Genomic DNA, 17520 nt, shown 5'->3' with positions numbered 1-17520 from the left:
TCCTATGTGCGACTCCCGCGGTCCGCATTCGCATGACCCGGCGCCGCGTCCAGCAACGCGGCGAGCACGGTCTTGAGCAGCGGGTGGTCCGCGCTTCCCCGCCGGACGGCGGCGAACACGCGGCGCAGCGGCGGCTCGCCGCGCAACGGGACGGCGACAGCTCCGTGGACGGCGGCGAAAGCGTTGCGCGGCACCAGTGCCACGCCCTCGCCGGCGGCGACCAGGGTGGTGATCGCGTGGAAATCGTCGGAGACGTGCCGGATCGCCGGGTTGGCGCAGACGATCATCAGCACGTCGCGGCACGGATTCCCGGGCTTCGGCGCGATCCATTCGTCGTCGGCGAGTTCGTCGATGTCCACTTCGGACGATCCGGCGAGCCGGTGCGCGGTGGGCAGCACGACGTCGAAGGGCTCCACGTACAAGGGGAACCGGGTGAGCCTGCTTTCATCCGTCCGTGGCGAGAGCCGGTACTCCTCGGTGATCGCCAGATCGACCTCGCCGTCGAGGAGCAGCGGGATGCTCGCGTGCCCCTCGACGTCCTGCACCTGCATGGAGACCCCGGGCGAATCGGCCCGCAGGGAGGCGATCGCCGGCGCGACGACCATCGTGATCGCGGAGGCGAAACTGGCCAGCCGCACCAGGCCCTGTACGCCGGAATCGAGCGCGGCCAGCGTGGCCCGCGCGCGTTCCAGTTCGGCCGCGACGGCGTTGGCGTGCACCACCATCAGTTCACCCGCGGGGGTCAGCGAAACCCGCCGGCCCCGGCGGCGAAGCAGCTGCTGGCCGCACTCCGCTTCGAGGGCGGCCAGCTGCTGGGAGACCGCGGACGGCGTCAGGTGCAGCGCCTGGCCCGCCGCCGTCACGGTGCCGTGGTCGGCGAGGGCTCGCAGCACGCGCAGCCGTCGCGGATCGATCATTCGTCCATCATGGACCTAGCGGTCACGAACGCGTCGACGGCCCGGTTGACGTCGTCGGTCGAGTGCGCCGCCGACATCTGCGTCCGGATCCGGGCCTTGCCGTGCGGCACCACCGGGTACGAGAAACCGATCACGTAGATGCCCTGGTCGAGCAGCAGATCCGCCATCTTGCCCGCCTTGGCGGCGTCGCCGATCATCACCGGGATGATCGGGTGCTCACCCGGAAGCAGGTCGAAACCGGCCTCGGTCATCCGGCGCCGGAACAGCTCGGTGTTGGCGCGCAGCTTGTCCAGCAGCTCACCCGAGGACTCCAGCAGTTCCAGCGTGGCGAGCGCGGCCGCGGTGATCGACGGCGCCAGCGAGTTCGAGAACAGGTACGGCCGCGAACGCTGCCGCAGCATCTCGACGATCTCCGCGCGGCCGGAGGTGTAGCCGCCGCTCGCGCCGCCCAGCGCCTTGCCGAGGGTGCCGGTCAGCACGTCGACCTTGTCCTGGACGCCGAACAGCTCGGGCGTACCGCGTCCGGTCGGACCGGTGAAGCCGACGGCGTGCGAGTCGTCGACCATCACCAGCGCGTCGTAGCGCTCGGCCAGCTCGCAGATCTCGTCGAGCGGCGCGAGGTAACCGTCCATCGAGAACACGCCGTCGGTGGCGATCATCCGGTAGCGCGCGCCGGACGCCTCCTTCAGGCGGGCTTCCAGATCCGCGACGTCGCGATTGCGGTAGCGCATCCGCTTCGCCTTGCAGAGCCGGACGCCGTCGATGATCGACGCGTGGTTGAGCTCGTCGGAGATGATGACGTCCTGATCCGTCAGCAGCGTCTCGAAAAGCCCGGCGTTGGCGTCGAAACAGGAGCTGTAGAGGATCGTGTCCTCGGTGCCGAGGAACTCCGACAGCTTCGCCTCGAGCTCCTTGTGCGGCTGCTGGGTCCCGCAGATGAACCGCACCGACGCCATGCCGAAGCCCCAGCGGTCCAGTGCCTCTTGGGCTGCCTTGATCAGCTTGGGGTGGTCGGCGAGGCCGAGGTAGTTGTTCGCGCAGAAGTTGAGGACGTCGCCGTCGCCGACACTGACCGAAGCCCGTTGCGGCCCCTGGATCACCCGCTCGCCCTTGTACAGCCCGGCTTCCCGGATCCCGGCGAGCCCGGCCTTGAGGTCGTCGCGCATCGCGCCGTACATCAGTTCTCCGTCCAGTCCAGAATGACCTTGCCGCAGCGGCCTTCCCTGGCCGTCGCGAACGCCTTCTCGTATTCGGTGTAGCCGAACCGGTGGGTGACCACCGGCGAGATGTCGAGCCCGGCCTGCAGCAGCACGGACATCGAGTACCACGTCTCGAACATCTCGCGCCCGTAGATCCCCTTGATCTGGATCATCTTCAGCACAACGGACGCGATGTCGACCGACACCTCGGAAGCGGGGAGGCCGAGCAGCGCGACGCGGCCGCCGTGCGACATGTTCGCGATCATGTCGCGCAGCGCCTCGGGCCGCCCGCTCATCTCCATGCCGACGTCGAAGCCTTCGGCCATGCCGAGCCGCTCCTGCGCGTCGGCGATGGTCGAGGAGGAGACGTCCAGCGCGAGGTCGACGCCGACCTTGCGGGCCAGTTCCAGCCGGTGCTCGCTGACGTCGGTGACGACGACGTTGCGCGCGCCCGCGTGCCGCGCGATGGCGGCGGCCATGATGCCGATCGGGCCGGCGCCGGTGACCAGCACGTCTTCGCCGATGACGGGGAAGGACAGCGCGGTGTGCACGGCGTTGCCGAGCGGGTCGAAGATCGCGGCGATGTCGAGGTCGACCTTGGTGCGGTGCACCCAGGCGTTCATCTCGGGCAGCACGGCGTACTGCGCGAAGGCGCCGTCGGTGTGCACGCCGAGACCCTTGGTCCTGGCGCACAGGTGACGCCGCCCGGCCTTGCAGTTGCGGCAGCTTCCGCAGACGAGGTGCCCCTCGCCGCTGACCAGGTCGCCGACCTTGACCGTCGTCACCGACCGGCCGATCTCGACCACCTCGCCGACGAACTCGTGCCCGATGACCAGCGGCGCGGCGATGGTGCGCGCCGCCCAGTCGTCCCAGGAGTCGATGTGCAGATCGGTGCCGCAGATCCCGGCGCGCAGCACGCGGACGGCGACGTCGCCGGGGCCGACGGCGGGGTCCGGCACGTCGGTGAGTTCCAGCCCGGGTGCTCGGTCGGCTTTGACCAATGCCTTCATGGCGCGAAGTCTGGCCCGGCCGTGCTGTTCAGTCCATCGCGAGTTTCTGAAATCCCTCGTTAGAGCAACTTCACAAGGGGGCCGGAACGCGGACCGACACGAAGTCCGGCCGCGGCACCACCTCGAAACCGATCGACCGGTACAGGCGGATGGCCGAGGTGTTCGTCGCGGCCGCGTGCATCATCGGGCGTTCGCCGCGGGCCCGGATCCCCGCCGCCACCGCGCGGATGAGCCGCGTCGCCAGCCCTTGGCCGCGATACGCCGGGTCGGTGCAGACGGCGCTGATCTCGGTCCAGCCGGGTGGGTGCATCCGTTCCCCCGCCATCGCGACCAGTTCGCCGTCGCGCCGGATGCCCAGATAGGTCCCCAATTCGATGGTCCGTTTCCGGAACGGGCCGGGTTTGGTCCGTTCGACGAGAGCCAGCATCTCCGGGACGTCGTCCGGCCCCAGCACGACGGCTTCGGGCTCTTCGGCGGCTTCGAGCGCGACATCGACCAGCCGGACCCCGGCGATCCTGCCGAGGACTTCCCACTCCGCCGGGACCGGCAGGGTGTTGTGGACGGTGGCCGTCTGGCCGGGACCCGCCAGCGCGGCGACGTCGGCCCACACACCGTGGTCCGGCTCGGGCGGCAGGGCGAAGAAGGGCGCGACGTCGACCTGATAGCGCAGCACCTGCCCGAAACGTTCCGCGAAGTGGGCGTGCGGCCCGGTCAGCGAAGCCCAGGCCGGGTCGTCGAAAGAGGTGACCATGACCGCTCCGACACCGGCGTGCGGGCTTTCATTCCCGCTCCCACATCCTGAGCGCTCAGCCGCCCGGCACCAGCAGCGGCGAATGCGGATCCAGTTCGATCCCGCGTTCGCGGAGCGTGTCGTCGATGACCCGCCAGATCCATCGCACCAGCAGGTCCGCGAGCTCCGGGAGCTCGATGCCGCAAGGGTTCTCCAGCCAGCGCGCGGCGCTCGTGTCGACGAGGCCGACCAGCCCGAAGGCGAGCGGCTCGGCGATCCGGCCGTCCAGGTCGAAGGTGTCGAGGTAGTGCTTGAACAGGATGGACAGCTGCCGGGCGATCGCCGTCCTGACGTCGGTGATGGCATCGCCGCCGCGTCGTCCGGCCTGGGAGTGCCGGGCGAGGTAGCGGTAGAGGTTCCCGTGTTCGGCGAGCCAGCCGGTATGGGCGCCGACCGCCATGGTGATCAGCTGCATCGGCGTCCCGCTCGGGTCCCACAGCGGGGCAAGCTCGGCGGTGATGAGGCGGACGGCGCGGTCGGCGATCGCGCGCTGCAGCTCGGCGGCGTCGTCGAAATGCTTGTACACCCGCGTTCTCGCCACCCCCGCCTCGTCGGCGATCTGTTCGGTGGAGACCTCCGGACCGTGCGCGGCGATCGCGCGCAGCGCCGCGTCGACGAACTCCCGGCGGCGGCGCTCACGCTGTCCCGCCCAGCGCGCCGCGCGGCCGTCCGGCCGAGGCACGTCGGCTTCAGGCGTCATCCCCCAGAGTTTATCGGCGGCCGGTTAACGGGTACACTGCCGTACCCGTTACTTTGGGTATGCAGATCGGCCCGTCCGGGAGACCGCGATGAGGAAAGACGTCGACACCACGGCGGACGCCACGCTGCTCGACGCCTTCCGCGCCGGTGACATCGCCGCCGGCGAGGCGCTTTTCCGGCGGCACGCCGAGCCGCTCCGCCGGATCGCCGCGGGGTGGGTCGCCGAGCCCGCCGAACGGGACGACCTCGTCGCCGAGGCCTTCGTGCGGGTCCTGAGCGTCATCCGTGACGGCGGCGGCCCGCGGGAGAACCTCCGCCCGTATCTCGCGGTCACCATCCGGAATCTCGCGGCCAAATGGAGCCACCACCACAAACGGGTCGAGTTGTACGGAACGACCCCGGCGGTCGAAGAGCCCGCCGGGACGATGGGCGCCGACGAACTCCTCATCCTCCGCTCGAACGCCCGGCTGGCGTGGACCGCCTATTGCGCGCTCCCCGGCCGCTGGCGGACGGTGCTTTGGCGGACCGAAGCCGAAGGTGACTCGCCGAAGGTCGTCGCCCCGCTGTTGGGAGTCTCCCCCAACGGCGCCTCCGTTCTGGCCCTTCGAGCCCGCGAAGGACTCCGCCAGGCGTTCCTGCAGGCGCAGGTCCCCGAAACGGGAACGCCGTGCTGCCAGGAAGCGCGGCGCCGGATGGGCGCGTGGCTCCGCGGCGGCGTGCCGGGCCGCCGGGCGGACCAGATCACCGCGCATCTGGCGGACTGCGAGCCCTGCCGCACCGTCGCCACCCGGCTCGACGAGGTCAACCGCGAGATGCCGCCGGGTGTCCGCGCCGTCTCGGCCTAGGAGATCAACCGGGCACCGGGGCGCCCTCCCCCGCGATCCGCAGCGCCTCCACCAGTTCCCGGTACAGCGTGTCGGTGGCGAGCAGATGCTCGTGGCTGCCGCTCGCGCGGACGCGGCCTTCCTCCATCACCACGATGGTGTCCGCGTCGATGACCGTGGACAGCCGGTGCGCCACGGTGACCACGGCGCCCTCGCGGGCCAGCCGCCGGATGCAGTCGTGGATCGCGCTCTCGGTCCGGCCGTCGACCTGTGCGGTCGCCTCGTCGAGCAGTACCACGTCCGGCGTGCGCAGGATCGCCCTGGCCAGCGCGATCCGCTGCCGTTCCCCGCCGGACACCGACGTCGACGAAAGCGGCGTGTCCAGTCCGTCGTCGAGCGCGGCGATCTTGTCGCTCAGCCGGACTTCGCCCAGAGCCCGCCGCACCTCTTCCTCGGTCGCGTCCGGATGGGTGAAGAGCAGGTTCTCCCGGATCGTCCCCGGCACGATCGGCGTCTCCTGCTCGACGTAGGCCAGCCGGCTCCGCACGTCCGCGTACGGCAGGTCCGCGTACTCGCGTCCGTCCAGCAGCAGCGCGCCCGACTCCGGCCGTACGAACCGCATGATCAGCGACAGCATCGTGGTCTTGCCCGCGCCGGACGGCCCGACGATCGCGGTGTGCCCGCGTCGCGGGATCTTCAGCGAGACGTCCCGCAGTGCCGGATCGCCGCCGTAGCCCGCGGTCACCCCGCGCAGTTCCAGCACGGGGCCGTCCTGTCTCCCTGACGGCTCCGTCCGGGCGGACACCTGGTCCTCTTCCACCTCGAGCGCGTCCATCTCCCGGATCCGGCCTGCCGCGGCGATCCCCGCCTGCAGCGCGGTCATGTTCTGGCTCAGTTCGGTGATCGGCTCCATCAGCGCGAACGCGTACAGCAGGAACGCGATGAGGCTCGACACCTCGAGCAGTCCCGCGTCGACCCGCCAGGCGCCGAGCCCGAGGATCACCAGGGTCGCGGCCTGGATGCCCGTCCAGGCCACCACCCAGGCGACGGCCTCGCGCCGCACCGCCCGGACACCGTGGGTGGCGGCGGCTTCCGCGTCGACCAGGATCCGCTCGGACTGCCGGGCTTCGGCGCGGCTGGCCTTCACCGTGCGGATCGCCCGCAGCGCGCCTTCGAGGACACCGCCGAGACGGCCTACGCGGTCCTGCGCCTTCTCCTGTTCCTTCGCGATGGCCGGCATCAGCCACGTGAAAAGCGCGATGACCACGACCACGGCCGCCACCGTCGTCCCCAGCAGCACCGGGTCGAGCACGCTCATCAGCACCAGGGTGCCGATGAGCATCACCACGCCGTTGATCAGGCCGATCACGCTGGAGGACGCCGCCTCGCGCAGCAGCACCGTGTCCGAGGTGACGCGGGTGACCAGCTCCCCCGTCGGCCGTTTGGTGATCGCCGGGATCGTCGCGCGGAAGAACCGCCGCACCATCGATTCCCGCGCCTTCAGCACCACCCGCTCGCCGACGGTGCCGAGCAGGATCCACTGCCCGAGCCAGATCACCGCGCCGACCACCATCAGGCCCGCCAGCGCCAGCACGGGACCCGCCAGCGACGCCGACGAACCGAGCGAGTCGAGCACCCACTTCGTGACCATGGGTGTGGCGAGCCCGGCCGCCGAACCGAGCAGGGCGAGCAGCAAGCCGACCGCGAGTGCCCCCTTGTGCGGTCGCGCGAACGACCACAGCACCTTCAATCGTGGAGTGTTCATGGTTCTCAATGGAACACGAGTGTTCTAAAATCGTCAAACGAGTTCCATATCGGAAGCGAGGTACGGTACCGGCCATGAGTGAGGGTGTGGTCACCGAGACGGGTGTCCGGGCGAGGACCCGGCGCGCGATCCTGGACGCGGCCATCGAGACGTTGACCAAGCAACCGGGCGCCTCGCTGGCCGACATCGCGGCGGCGGCGAACGTCGGGCGCACCACGGTGCACCGGTACTTCGCGGAGCGTTCGGATCTGATCGACGCCATCAGTCACGACGCGCTGGACAAGATCTCCCAGAGCACCGAACGGGCCAGGCTCGACGACGGCCCGGTCCCCGCCGTGCTGGCGCGGTTGTGCCAGGAGTACTTCGAGCACGCCGACATCTTCCAGCTGCTGTTCACCATGCCGGATCTGGTGACCCGGCCCGAATGGGCGGAAGAGAGCGACGACGACCGCCGCCTGCTCCGGCTCATCGAACGCGGGCACGCCGAGGGCTCGATCGATCCGGCGATGACGAAGGAGTGGTTGCTGCAGCTGCTCTGGAGCATGCTCTACACGGCGTGGGAACTGGTGCGCGACAAGACACCGAAGCACGAGGCACTCACGTTGTGCCTGCGCAGCCTGGAAAAGGTCATCGCGGTCGGCTGAAGTCCTCCGAAGTGATGACGCGGACTCGCGCGTCTTCGAAGATCCTGTCCCGATGACAGAAAAACCGGTACCCGCCTGGGGAATCCTCTTCGGCGGGCTCGCGGTGTTCGTGGCCGCACCCGCGCTGCTGCTGGCGACCGGGCACGACACGATCAAGCCGTCCGCGGATTCGGACAAGGCGCTTTCCCTTGCCGGAGCCCTGATTCCGGCGCTGGCCGGGATTCTGCTCGTCCACGGGATCCCGCTCCACGCGCCGAACCTGCTCCCCGGCGTGCCCGACCGGCGCAGGCTCCGGAAGCAGGCGACGGCCCTGGCGCTCATCGCCTTCCTGTGGCCGCTGGCGTTGTTCCTGGTTTCGGCGGCGGGACACCAGACGCTGGTCCGCGACATCTGGGCGCTCGCCAAGCCGCTCGTGTTCCTGGTACTGCCGTTGATTCTCCTGCGCACGCGAGGGGAACCCGACCCGTTCCGGCTCACGTGGTGGCCGCGGGAGACCTGGCGATGGCTCGCGCCGATCCCGGCGGTACTCGTGTTCGGCTGGCTCTACGTCCTCGGCCCGCTCGCGCCACCACTCCCCACCTCGGAGGATTACCCCGACCCGGTATACCTGGCGGTCGGCGCCACCCTGACGTTCTTCACCGCGAACGTCCTCGAAGAGGTCTTCTTCCGCGGCATGCTGCAGACCCGGCTGGAGGCACTTTTCGGGCGGTGGCCGGGAATCCTGCTGGCGGCGTTGCTGTTCGCCTGGCTGCACCTGCCGACGCACGGACAGGGGTCGCTCCCGCTCACCCTGGGCGCGATCGTGGCGTTCCAAGGGTTCTTCGGCCTGTTCACCGGCTACCTGTGGTCGCGCTACCGCAACCTGTGGGCGCCGATCGCCGCGCACACCGCGATGAACACCGTGCCCCTGCTGCTGATGTGAGCGCTGGGGTCGGGGAGGCGGTGTCGCGAAAGCCACTTTCGGGACACCAGACGTCGCGAAAGTGGCTTTCGCGACATGCTCACCAGGCCTCGTGAGTGGCTAGGACGATTCCAACTGTCCTGACCACTCACGAGGGCTTGGTGCGGCGGCTGCTCCGCACCAGAGTCATGTCCNGTGTCGCGAAAGCCACTTTCGGGACACCAGACGTCGCGAAAGTGGCTTTCGCGACCCTCCGGCCGGCCGGGTCTCGTGAGCGGCAAAGACGGTTAGAACCGTCCTTACCACTCACGACGGGGCCAGGCGGTCACGCGCCGATGGTCGCCGCGTCGATGACGAACCGGTACCGGACGTCGCTGTTCTCGACCCGGTCGTAGGCCACGTTCACCTGGTCGGCCGAGATCGTCTCGATCTCCGCGCCGATCCCGTGCTCGGCGCAGAAGTCGAGCATCTCCTGCGTCTCGGCGATCCCGCCGATCATCGAACCGGCGAGCACCCTGTTCCCGCCGAGCAGCGAGAAGGCGTTGTACGACAACGGTTCGCCGGGCGCGCCGACGTTCACCATCGCCCCGCCGACGCGCAGCATGCCGAGGTAGGAGTCGACGGGCAGCGTCGCGGAAACGGTGTTGAGGATCAGGTCGAAGCGGCCTCGCAGCTGCTTGAACGTCGACGCGTCACCGGTCGCGAAGTAGTCCTTCGCACCCAGCTTCAGGCCGTCCTCCTGCTTCTTCAGGCTCTGGCTGAGCACGGTGACCTCGGCGCCCATGGCGACCGCGATCTTGACCGCCATGTGGCCGAGCCCGCCGAGGCCGACGACGGCGACCTTCTTGCCCGGCCCGGCGCCCCAGCGGTTCAGCGGCGAGTAGGTGGTGATGCCCGCGCACAGCAGCGGGGCGGCGACGTCGAGGCCGATGCCTTCGGGGATGCGGCAGACGAAGGAGTCCTTCACGACGATCTGGCGGCTGTAGCCGCCGTAGGTGTTCTCGCCGTCGAAGCCGACACCGTTGTAGGTCTGGATGTTGCCCTTGACGCAGAACTGCTCCGTGCCCGCGAGACAGTATTCGCACTCACCACAGGAATCGACCATGCAACCGACCCCGACGCGGTCGCCGACCTGGTACTTCGTCACCTCGGAGCCGACCGCGGCGACGACGCCGGCGATCTCGTGACCGGGCACCATCGGGAAGATCGCGCTGCCCCAGTCCTCCTTCACCTGGTGGATGTCGCTGTGGCAGATCCCCGCGTACGCGATGTCGATCAGCACGTCGTCCGGACGCAGGTCGCGACGCTCGATCGTCGTCGGCGACAGAGCGGCGCCCGGGGACGGCGCGGCGATGGCGTGCGTGGTCGTCGTCATGAAACCCTCCGAGAAACAGTGAGACCATGTAAGAGGTCACTTACAACTAGCGTAAGAGGGCTCTTACATATTCCGCGACCGGGACGGTGTGATCCACGACATGGGCGGCAAGTACCATCACGGCGACCTTCGCGCCGAACTCGTGCGGGTCTCGCTGGACCTGATCGCCGAACAGGGGCTCGGCGCGTTCTCGGTCGCCGAGGTCGCCAGGCGCGCGAAAGTCAGCCCGGGCGCGCCCTATCGGCACTTCCCGGACAAGGAGAGCCTGCTCGCCGCGCTCGCGGCCACCGTCGCCTGCCAACTGGCCGACAGGGTGCAGAAAGCCATCGAGACCGAGAGCGAACCCGTCGCCGCGCTCGCCGCGGCCGCCGGCGCGTACACGGAGTACCTCATCGAACGCCGCGCCGGGATGAACATCATCTACTCGGACGGCTTGCAGGGCCCCGAGCACGCCGCACTGCACGAGCAGACCCGCCGCCTGACCGACCAGTTCGTCATGCTCTGCCTGACCGTCGCGGACCGGCCGCAGGACGGGCTCGAACTGATGGAGCAGCTGTTCACCCAGGCCCACGGTTACGGCACGTTCTACCTCGACGGCGTCTTCAAGAAACAGGGCTACTCCACGGAAGTCGTCGTCCGGAAGTCGGTCGAGGCCGCCCGCGCCGCCATCGAAGGACGCACGAAGAATGTGACGTGATTCACGTCTGATTTGTCCGATTACCGGGACTCCCCGCGCCGACAGGATGCGAAGCGCAATCCTTTCGGCAACGAGGAGAACCGCGTGAGCATCGGGCAAGAAGTCGGATCGTGGCGGGAATTGGGCCGCCATACGAGCACGGCGACGGTACTGGCGGGCGGCGTGCTCGTCGGCGCGATCACCATCTACGTGGCGGCGAGCCTCCTGCCGACCGCCGTCCAGGACATCGGCGGACGGCCGCTGTACGCCTGGACCATGACGGCGTTCCTGGTCGCCCAGGTCGTCGCGACGATGCTGGTGGGCCGGGCTCTTTCCCGTTTCGGCGGCAAGGCTTCCTATCTGATCGGTTTCGGTGTCTTCGCCACCGGCTCGGTCCTGTGCGCGGCGAGCCCGTCGATGCCGATCCTCTTGATCGGGCGCGGGACACAGGGGCTCGGCGCCGGCCTGCTGACCGGGCTCGGCTTCGCCCTGACCCATTCGGCGTTGCCGCCTCGGCTGTGGAGCCGGGGCAGCGCCCTGATCTCCGCGATGTTCGGAGTGGGGAACTTCGCGGGTCCCGCGCTCGGCGGTTTCTCGGCACAGTTCGGTTCGTGGCGCGCGGCGTTCGCGGTCCTCGCGGTGGCCGCGGGTGTGCTGGCGTTCTTCGTGCCACGCGCGCTTCCCGCCGCCGAACGCCCGGCCCAGTCGCCGCCGGTCCCGGTCGTTTCGCTGGCCCTGATCGTCGGAGCCGCCGGCGCGGTGAGCGTGGCCGGGATCCTGTCCGGCGTCCTCGCGACGGCGGCCTTCATCGCACTGGGTCTCGTGCTCGTCGGCGCGTTCCTGGTGACGGAAAGCCGTGCGGCGGCGAGTGTTCTGCCCGCTTCGGTCTACCGGCGGGGTTCACGGCCGCGGTGGATCTACCTGACCATCATGGTCCTGGCGTCCGGCGTCGCGGTGGAGACGTTCTTGCCGCTGTTCGGCCAGCGGCTGGGCGGGCTCCCGCCCGCGGCGGCGGGATTCTTCGCCGCCGCGCTGTCCTTGGGCTGGTCGGTGAGCCAGCTCGTCAGCGCTTCGGCACGTAAGGCACGACGGCTGGTACTGGCCGGGCCCGCCTGCCTCGCGGCCGGGTTGGCGCTGCTGGGGCTGTTGCAGACCGAGCAGCCGTCGCTGCCCGTCGTACTCGCCTGGCTGCCGGTGCTCTTCCTCGGTGGCACCGGAATCGGCATCGCGATGCCTCATCTGTCCGTCGCGGCGATGACCTGCGCCTCGGACGGCGAGGGCGGGCAGGCGGCGGCCGCGATCGCGACGATCCTGACGATGTCGACCGCGTTCGGCGCTGCCGTCGCCGGGTTGCTGGTCAACTTCGGCGGCACTTCGCTGGTGACGTCGGCGAGGTGGCTGTTGTTCGGTTTCGCGGCCGTCTCCGCGCTCGGCCTGTTCACCGCGCGCCGCGCGGTCTGAGTCCGGTCAGTTCCGGGAGCGCCTCGTGCGCACGCGCGGGAGCGCTTCCGGACAGCCGCCGCCGCACCGGATGTGCGCCCAGACGATCTTCCCGCCCCGCACCGACTCGCGCCGGACGCCCCACTGCACCGCCACCCCGTCGACCACGAGCAGCCCCCGTCCGCGAGGGTCCTCGATCTGCGAACACCGCGCCCTGGGTTGCTCCACACTGACGTCCGCTACTTCGATACGCACCGCGCAGGGTGTCACGCCACGCCACAACTGGATGTGGCGTGCGCCACCCCCGTGCACGTATGCGTTGGCGACGAGTTCCGTCGCGGCGAGCAGGACGTCGTCGAGGTGCTTCTCGCCGAGATCGGGAAGGCATCTGACCACCCAGGCACGCATGTCCGGCAACGCCCGAGGCGTCGTGGCTCGCAGGTCAAGCACCCAGGTTCCCGGCACCGGATGCTCCGCGATACTGATCATGGAGCCACCCTTCCCGTCGCGCGCGCGACCTCCCTGCTGAAGTCGCACATCCGGGTTACCCAGAACGCCCGCCGATCAACCCGTGCCGGAGTTCATCGGGCCGCGATACCCTCCAGCACCGTCCTGACCACGGCTTCCACCTCCGGCGAAGTGGTCACCGCCGGGCCGTGCGGAAGCAGACCGGAGAGCACCGTCTCATGGCAGACGCCGACCAGCATGGCCGCCGCCGCGTCGACATCGCCGTCCAGCCTGCCGAGTTCCTTTTCCGCCCGCAGGTATCCGGCGAGACGATCGCGCCAGGTCTCGCCGACGCCCGCCCGTTCGCCGAACCGCGCGAGCACGACGGGACGGGCGAGCAGCCCGGCGAACGCGGGCAGGATCTCCTTGTGCAGAGCCAACCCGTACGCCAGCTGGGCGCGGAGATTGGCCTCGACCGTAGCCGAACCGGGCTCGGGAAGCTCGCCGAGCCCGGCTTCCGCTCTCCGTACGTGCTCCGCCAGGGCATCGGCCAGCAACTCCTCCTTGTCGGCGAAATGGTTGTACAGCACGCCATCGGCGACTCCCGCCGCGCGCGCGATCGCCCGCACCGTGAGTTCCGCGGTGCCGTGCGCGGAAATCAGGTCCGCGGCGGTATCGATCAAATGCTCGCGCAGGCTCCGGCCGTCTTCCGTGTGCCGCAGGGCCGCCGCTTTTCTCGGTGACATCAGGATTTCGCCCTGACCAGCCAGGCGGCGCCGCGCAGCCGGACACCGCCGGGGCCCTCGAATGGCCGCAGTGCGACCGAAAGCGCTTCTCGCGCCCTCTCCGCCGCTTCGGCGCTCACCTGGCCGAGGTGGTACTTCACGGGCCCCCAGTCCGCGATGAACCCGGCCGCGTCGGGAACATCGCTCCCCCAGACCTGGTCCGCTTCGACCCGGTCGCAGGCGACGTCGAGGAATCCGGCGCCGGTCAGCACCGAGCGGACCCGCGCCGGGTCGGCGAACGCCGTCGGCCCCGTACCGTCCTCACCGGTCGGGGTCGGCAGAAACGGTGCCAGCGCACCGAAAACGGCACCGAGGTCGGTTCCGGCGAGCGCCGTCATGCACAGGAAGGTGATTTTCCCGCCGGGTCGCATCGCGCGGTGCACGTTGGCGAAAGCGGCGACCGGGTCGGCGAAGAACGTCACCGCGAACCGGCTGAGCGCGACGTCGAAAACCCCGTCTCCGAACGGGAAGACCTGGACGTCGCCCTGCTCGAACACCACGTTCGCGACACCTTCGGCCTCCGCGCGCGCCCGGGCGGTCGCGAGCATCGGCGCGGACAGGTCGATCCCGGTCGCTCCCCCGAGCGGAGCACGGACGGCGGCGAGCCGGGTGACCTGCCCGTTGCCGCAGCCGATGTCGAGCACCCGGTCCCGCTCGCCGATTCCGGCGGCCTCGAACAGGAATTCGTTGAACCCGCTGTTCACCGCGTCGTAGCGCTCGTCGTGCTCGGCCCAATGCCGTCCCTCGTAGCCGTTCCACGCTTCCGCCTGCGCGGTGTTGACGATGCCGGACATACCAGAACCTCCTCCGTTATGAACGTGCGTTCATGAACGCTTGTTCATACTGGAGGAGGTCCGGGCCTCTCGTCAAGCGGTGATACTCCGGAACCCGCGCAGGCGCAGGCTGTTGAACACCACGAAGACCGAGCTGAAGGCCATCGCGGCGCCGGCGATCATCGGGTTGAGCAGGCCCGCCGCGGCCAGTGGCAGCGCGCCGACGTTGTAGGCGAAGGCCCAGAACAGATTGCCCTTGATGGTGCGCAGCGTCCGCCGGGAAAGCCGGATCGCGTCCACCGCGGCCCGCAGGTCGCCGCGGACCAGGGTCAGGTCACCGGCCTCGATGGCGACGTCGGTACCGGTGCCCATCGCCAGGCCGAGGTCGGCCTGAGCCAGCGCGGCCGCGTCGTTGACGCCGTCGCCCACCATCGCCACGACCTTGCCCTCGCCCTGGAGCCGCTTGACCACGTCGACCTTGTCCTTCGGCAGCACCTCGGCGATCACCGTGTCGATCCCGACCTCGGCGGCCACCGCCTTGGCCACGGCCTCGTTGTCACCGGTCAGCAGCACCGGGGTGAGCCCCAGTTCACGCAGCCGGGAGATCGCCTCGGCGGACGACGGCTTCACGGTGTCCGCGACGACCAGGACCGCCCTGGCCTCGCCGTCCCAGCCGACCACGACCGCCGTGCGGCCGAGTTCCTCTTCCGCCGCCTTGGCTTCCACCAGCTTGGGCGTCAGGTGGTGACTCCACTGCTCCAGCAACGCGCTCCGGCCGACCAGGACCGCCGATCCCTCGACGATTCCTTGCACGCCAAGGCCTTCGACACTGGCGAACTCCTCGACGGCCGGGAGTTCCCCGGTGCGTTCCCGTGCCGCGCGGGCGATGGCCTGCGCGATCGGGTGTTCCGACGCGTTCTCCAGCGCCCCGGCCAGCCGCAGCGTCTTCTCCTCGTCGACACCGTCGGCGACATGGACCGCCACCAGCGACATCTGCCCGGTGGTCACGGTGCCCGTCTTGTCGAGGACGACCGTGTCGACCGCGCGGGTCGATTCCAGCACTTCCGGGCCCTTGATCAGGATTCCGAGCTGCGCGCCCCGCCCGGTGCCCACGAGCAGCGCGGTCGGGGTCGCCAGGCCCAGCGCGCACGGGCAGGCGATGATCAGCACGGCGACCGCCGCGGTGAACGCCGCCGCCACCGAACCGCCGGTACCGAGCCAGAACATCAGCGTGCCGACGGCGAGCGCGATCACGATCGGCACGAAGACCGCCGAAACCCGGTCCGCCAGCCGCTGAACCTGCGCCTTCCCGGTCTGCGCCGCCTCGACGAGTTTCGCCATCTGCGCCAGCTGCGTGTCGGCGCCGACCCGGGTCGCCCGGACGACGAGCCTGCCGCCCGCGTTGACCGTCGCGCCCGCCACCGTGTCGCCGGGAGCCACCTCCACCGGAACGCTCTCACCGGTCAGCATGCTCGCGTCGACCGCCGACGCGCCTTCGGTGATCACGCCGTCGGTCGCGATCTTCTCCCCCGGCCGGACCACGAATTCCTCGCCCACCGCGAGTTCGCCGATCGGGACACGCACTTCCTTGCCGTCGCGGAGCACCGCGACATCCTTCGCGCCGAGTTCGAGCAGGGCCCGCAACGCGGCACCGGCCCGCCGCTTGGACCGCGCCTCGAAATAGCGCCCGGCGAGGATGAACGTCGTGACGCCGGCGGCGACCTCGAGATAGATGTTGCCGTCGCCCGCCATCCGCTGGACGGTGAGCTCGAAGGGGTGCGTCATCCCCGGCGTTCCGGCGGTGCCGAACAGCAAGGCGTACAACGACCACAGGAACGCGGCGAGCGTGCCCATCGAGATCAGGGTGTCCATCGTGGCCGCGCCGTGGCGCAGATTCGCCCACGCCGCCTTGTGGAACGGCCAGGCCGCCCACACCAGCACCGGCGCGGCCAGCGTCAGCGAGATCCACTGCCAGTAGGTGAACTGGAACGCGGGCACCATCGCCAGCACGATCACCGGCACCGACAGCACGGCGGATCCGATGAGCCGTTGCCGGAGCGGGGCGATCGGATCGGCCTCCTCGGCAGGTTCTTCCTTTTCCACCGCGGGCAAAGCGGCCGAGTACCCGGCCGCCTCGACCTGTTCGACCAGCTGCCGCGGCTCGATGCCGTCCGGGTAGCTGACCGTCGCCTTCTCCGTCGCGTAGTTGACCGTGGCCGTGACACCGTCGAGCTTGTTCAGCTTCCGCTCGATGCGCATGGCGCACGAGGCGCAGGTCATCCCGGTGATCGCGAGTTCGACCTCCGACTTGGCCACCGAGGTGGTGTCCGTGCTCATCAGTGGCTCCCTTCCCCTGTCGTGACGGTGAATTCGGCGGTGCGGACCTTGCCCTCGTGCTGGAAGTCCAGGAACAGCCGGTAGGTGCCCGCCGTCGGGACCTCGGCGAAGAACGTGACCGCGGGACCCGCCGGGGTCCGGCCGTCACCGGGTTCGCCGTCCGGGTGGACGTGCAGGTACGCGAGGTCGCCGCCGCGCAGCGCGACCAAGTGCCCGTAAGCACCCAGGTACGGCTGGAGATCGGTGACTTCACGGCCGTTCTTGGTGACGGTGAGGGTCACCTTCGACGACGTTCCCGGCTTGAGATCGCCGTCGAGGTGGACCTGGTAGCCGTCGACCTCGGCGACGTGCGCGCTGCGGTACTCGGCCGGGCGGAAGTCCCCGCCAGCGAAGAGGTCCGCCCCCAGGGTGATCGCCTCGCCGCCACTGGGCTTGAAGTCGGCGAAGACGCGGTAAACCCCAGCGTCCCCGACGGCCAGTGGCACGGACCAGGTTCCGTCCGCCCCGAGTTCGGGGTGGATGTGCTGGAAACCCGCGGTGTCGCGGCGGACGACGATGAGGTGCATCCGCTTCTCGTGTTCGACGTCGTAGGCGGTCACCGGCGCGCCGTCGGCGCCGAGGATCCGGAAGGTGAAAGGAGCGGTCCTCCCGGGGGTGAGCGTCGTGGTGGTGGGCGTGAGGGTGTAGCCGCCCTTCGACGACGCGAGCCCGGCGGGCTCGTGCTCCTGCTTGCCGTGCGCCGCTTCCGCGACGGTGCCGCCGTGAGTGTCCGAGTGCCCGGCGTCCTCGCCACCGGGCACGCCGGCCGCGCCGGCGAACGGACCGACAGCCGTGCCCGTCACCCAGCCGCCACCGGCGACCAGGGCGAGTACCGCACCGTAGGCGGAAAGCTTCGCTGCTGTGTTCATCGTGGGAGTCCTTAGTGCGGGTGCCACCCG

General features: G+C 69.8%; 17 protein-coding genes. 5 read left to right on the top strand and 12 right to left on the bottom strand.

Going from position 1 to position 17520, the window contains the following annotated elements:
* Window positions 1-2 precede the first annotated feature (2 nt).
* The 5 genes from ACXIZN_RS08210 to ACXIZN_RS08190 all read right to left on the bottom strand — a co-directional run bounded on the left by ACXIZN_RS08210 (window position 3) and on the right by ACXIZN_RS08190 (window position 4616).
* Window positions 3-917: a LysR family transcriptional regulator gene (locus ACXIZN_RS08210; RefSeq protein ID WP_457953352.1), complete on the bottom strand. Its 915-nt coding sequence runs from the start codon at window positions 915-917 to the stop codon at window positions 3-5.
* A complete protein-coding gene (locus ACXIZN_RS08205; protein ID WP_457953350.1) occupies window positions 914-2095 on the bottom strand; it encodes a glycine C-acetyltransferase in 1182 nt (393 codons plus the stop codon). The genes ACXIZN_RS08210 and ACXIZN_RS08205 overlap by 4 nt, the downstream gene beginning before the upstream one ends.
* Window positions 2095-3126, bottom strand: coding sequence for an L-threonine 3-dehydrogenase (gene tdh, locus ACXIZN_RS08200; RefSeq protein WP_378443463.1), 1032 nt, complete (start codon window positions 3124-3126; stop codon window positions 2095-2097). The genes ACXIZN_RS08205 and tdh overlap by 1 nt, the downstream gene beginning before the upstream one ends.
* Window positions 3127-3196: 70 nt before the next feature.
* Entirely contained in the window at window positions 3197-3877 is a 681-nt protein-coding gene (locus ACXIZN_RS08195) for a GNAT family N-acetyltransferase (RefSeq protein WP_457953349.1), read from the bottom strand.
* A 55-nt stretch (window positions 3878-3932) separates the two neighbouring features.
* Window positions 3933-4616, bottom strand: a complete 684-nt coding sequence (locus ACXIZN_RS08190; RefSeq protein ID WP_457953347.1) for a TetR/AcrR family transcriptional regulator — start codon at window positions 4614-4616, stop codon at window positions 3933-3935.
* An 88-nt stretch (window positions 4617-4704) separates the two neighbouring features.
* Between ACXIZN_RS08190 and ACXIZN_RS08185 the strand changes: the two genes are divergently transcribed.
* Window positions 4705-5460 (top strand): zf-HC2 domain-containing protein, encoded by a 756-nt coding sequence (locus ACXIZN_RS08185; RefSeq protein WP_457953345.1) that lies wholly within the window; start codon window positions 4705-4707, stop codon window positions 5458-5460.
* Between the two features lie 4 nt (window positions 5461-5464).
* On the opposite strand, the gene ACXIZN_RS08180 is transcribed toward ACXIZN_RS08185, so the two are convergent.
* Entirely contained in the window at window positions 5465-7204 is a 1740-nt protein-coding gene (locus ACXIZN_RS08180) for an ABC transporter ATP-binding protein (protein WP_457953344.1), read from the bottom strand.
* 74 nt (window positions 7205-7278) lie between these two features.
* Between ACXIZN_RS08180 and ACXIZN_RS08175 the strand changes: the two genes are divergently transcribed.
* Window positions 7279-7848: a TetR/AcrR family transcriptional regulator gene (locus tag ACXIZN_RS08175; protein WP_457953343.1), complete on the top strand. Its 570-nt coding sequence runs from the start codon at window positions 7279-7281 to the stop codon at window positions 7846-7848.
* A 52-nt stretch (window positions 7849-7900) separates the two neighbouring features.
* The gene (locus tag ACXIZN_RS08170) at window positions 7901-8770 is read left to right on the top strand and encodes a CPBP family intramembrane glutamic endopeptidase (RefSeq protein ID WP_457953342.1); all 870 of its coding nucleotides are present in this window, start codon (window positions 7901-7903) and stop codon (window positions 8768-8770) included.
* 304 nt (window positions 8771-9074) lie between these two features.
* Here ACXIZN_RS08170 and ACXIZN_RS08165 read toward each other — a convergent pair whose 3' ends face one another.
* Window positions 9075-10124 (bottom strand): NAD(P)-dependent alcohol dehydrogenase, encoded by a 1050-nt coding sequence (locus tag ACXIZN_RS08165; protein ID WP_457953341.1) that lies wholly within the window; start codon window positions 10122-10124, stop codon window positions 9075-9077.
* A gap of 88 nt (window positions 10125-10212) precedes the next feature.
* Here ACXIZN_RS08165 and ACXIZN_RS08160 point away from each other — a divergent pair, with 88 nt between their 5' ends.
* Together ACXIZN_RS08160 and ACXIZN_RS08155 are read left to right on the top strand one after the other, a co-directional pair.
* Window positions 10213-10821, top strand: coding sequence for a TetR/AcrR family transcriptional regulator (locus ACXIZN_RS08160; RefSeq protein ID WP_457953340.1), 609 nt, complete (start codon window positions 10213-10215; stop codon window positions 10819-10821).
* 84 nt (window positions 10822-10905) lie between these two features.
* The gene (locus ACXIZN_RS08155) at window positions 10906-12261 is read left to right on the top strand and encodes an MFS transporter (protein ID WP_457953339.1); all 1356 of its coding nucleotides are present in this window, start codon (window positions 10906-10908) and stop codon (window positions 12259-12261) included.
* A 6-nt stretch (window positions 12262-12267) separates the two neighbouring features.
* Here ACXIZN_RS08155 and ACXIZN_RS08150 read toward each other — a convergent pair whose 3' ends face one another.
* The 5 genes from ACXIZN_RS08150 to ACXIZN_RS08130 form a co-directional block, all read right to left on the bottom strand.
* Window positions 12268-12729, bottom strand: a complete 462-nt coding sequence (locus ACXIZN_RS08150) for an ATP-binding protein (RefSeq protein ID WP_034316847.1) — start codon at window positions 12727-12729, stop codon at window positions 12268-12270.
* Window positions 12730-12821: 92 nt separating this feature from the next.
* The gene (locus tag ACXIZN_RS08145) at window positions 12822-13433 is read right to left on the bottom strand and encodes a TetR/AcrR family transcriptional regulator (protein ID WP_457953338.1); all 612 of its coding nucleotides are present in this window, start codon (window positions 13431-13433) and stop codon (window positions 12822-12824) included.
* Window positions 13433-14266 carry a class I SAM-dependent methyltransferase gene (locus ACXIZN_RS08140; protein WP_457953337.1) on the bottom strand — a complete coding sequence of 278 codons (834 nt, stop codon included), beginning with the start codon at window positions 14264-14266 and terminating at the stop codon, window positions 13433-13435. Before ACXIZN_RS08140 ends, ACXIZN_RS08145 begins: the two co-directional genes overlap by 1 nt.
* A gap of 72 nt (window positions 14267-14338) precedes the next feature.
* On the bottom strand, window positions 14339-16582 hold the full coding sequence (locus ACXIZN_RS08135; protein WP_457953336.1) for a heavy metal translocating P-type ATPase: 2244 nt from the start codon (window positions 16580-16582) through the stop codon (window positions 14339-14341).
* A complete protein-coding gene (locus ACXIZN_RS08130) occupies window positions 16582-17490 on the bottom strand; it encodes a hypothetical protein (RefSeq protein WP_457953335.1) in 909 nt (302 codons plus the stop codon). Before ACXIZN_RS08130 ends, ACXIZN_RS08135 begins: the two co-directional genes overlap by 1 nt.
* Window positions 17491-17520 lie beyond the last annotated feature (30 nt).

The organism is Amycolatopsis sp. TRM77291, from assembly GCF_054166285.1.
This window is presented reverse-complemented; position numbering and strand designations above follow the sequence as displayed.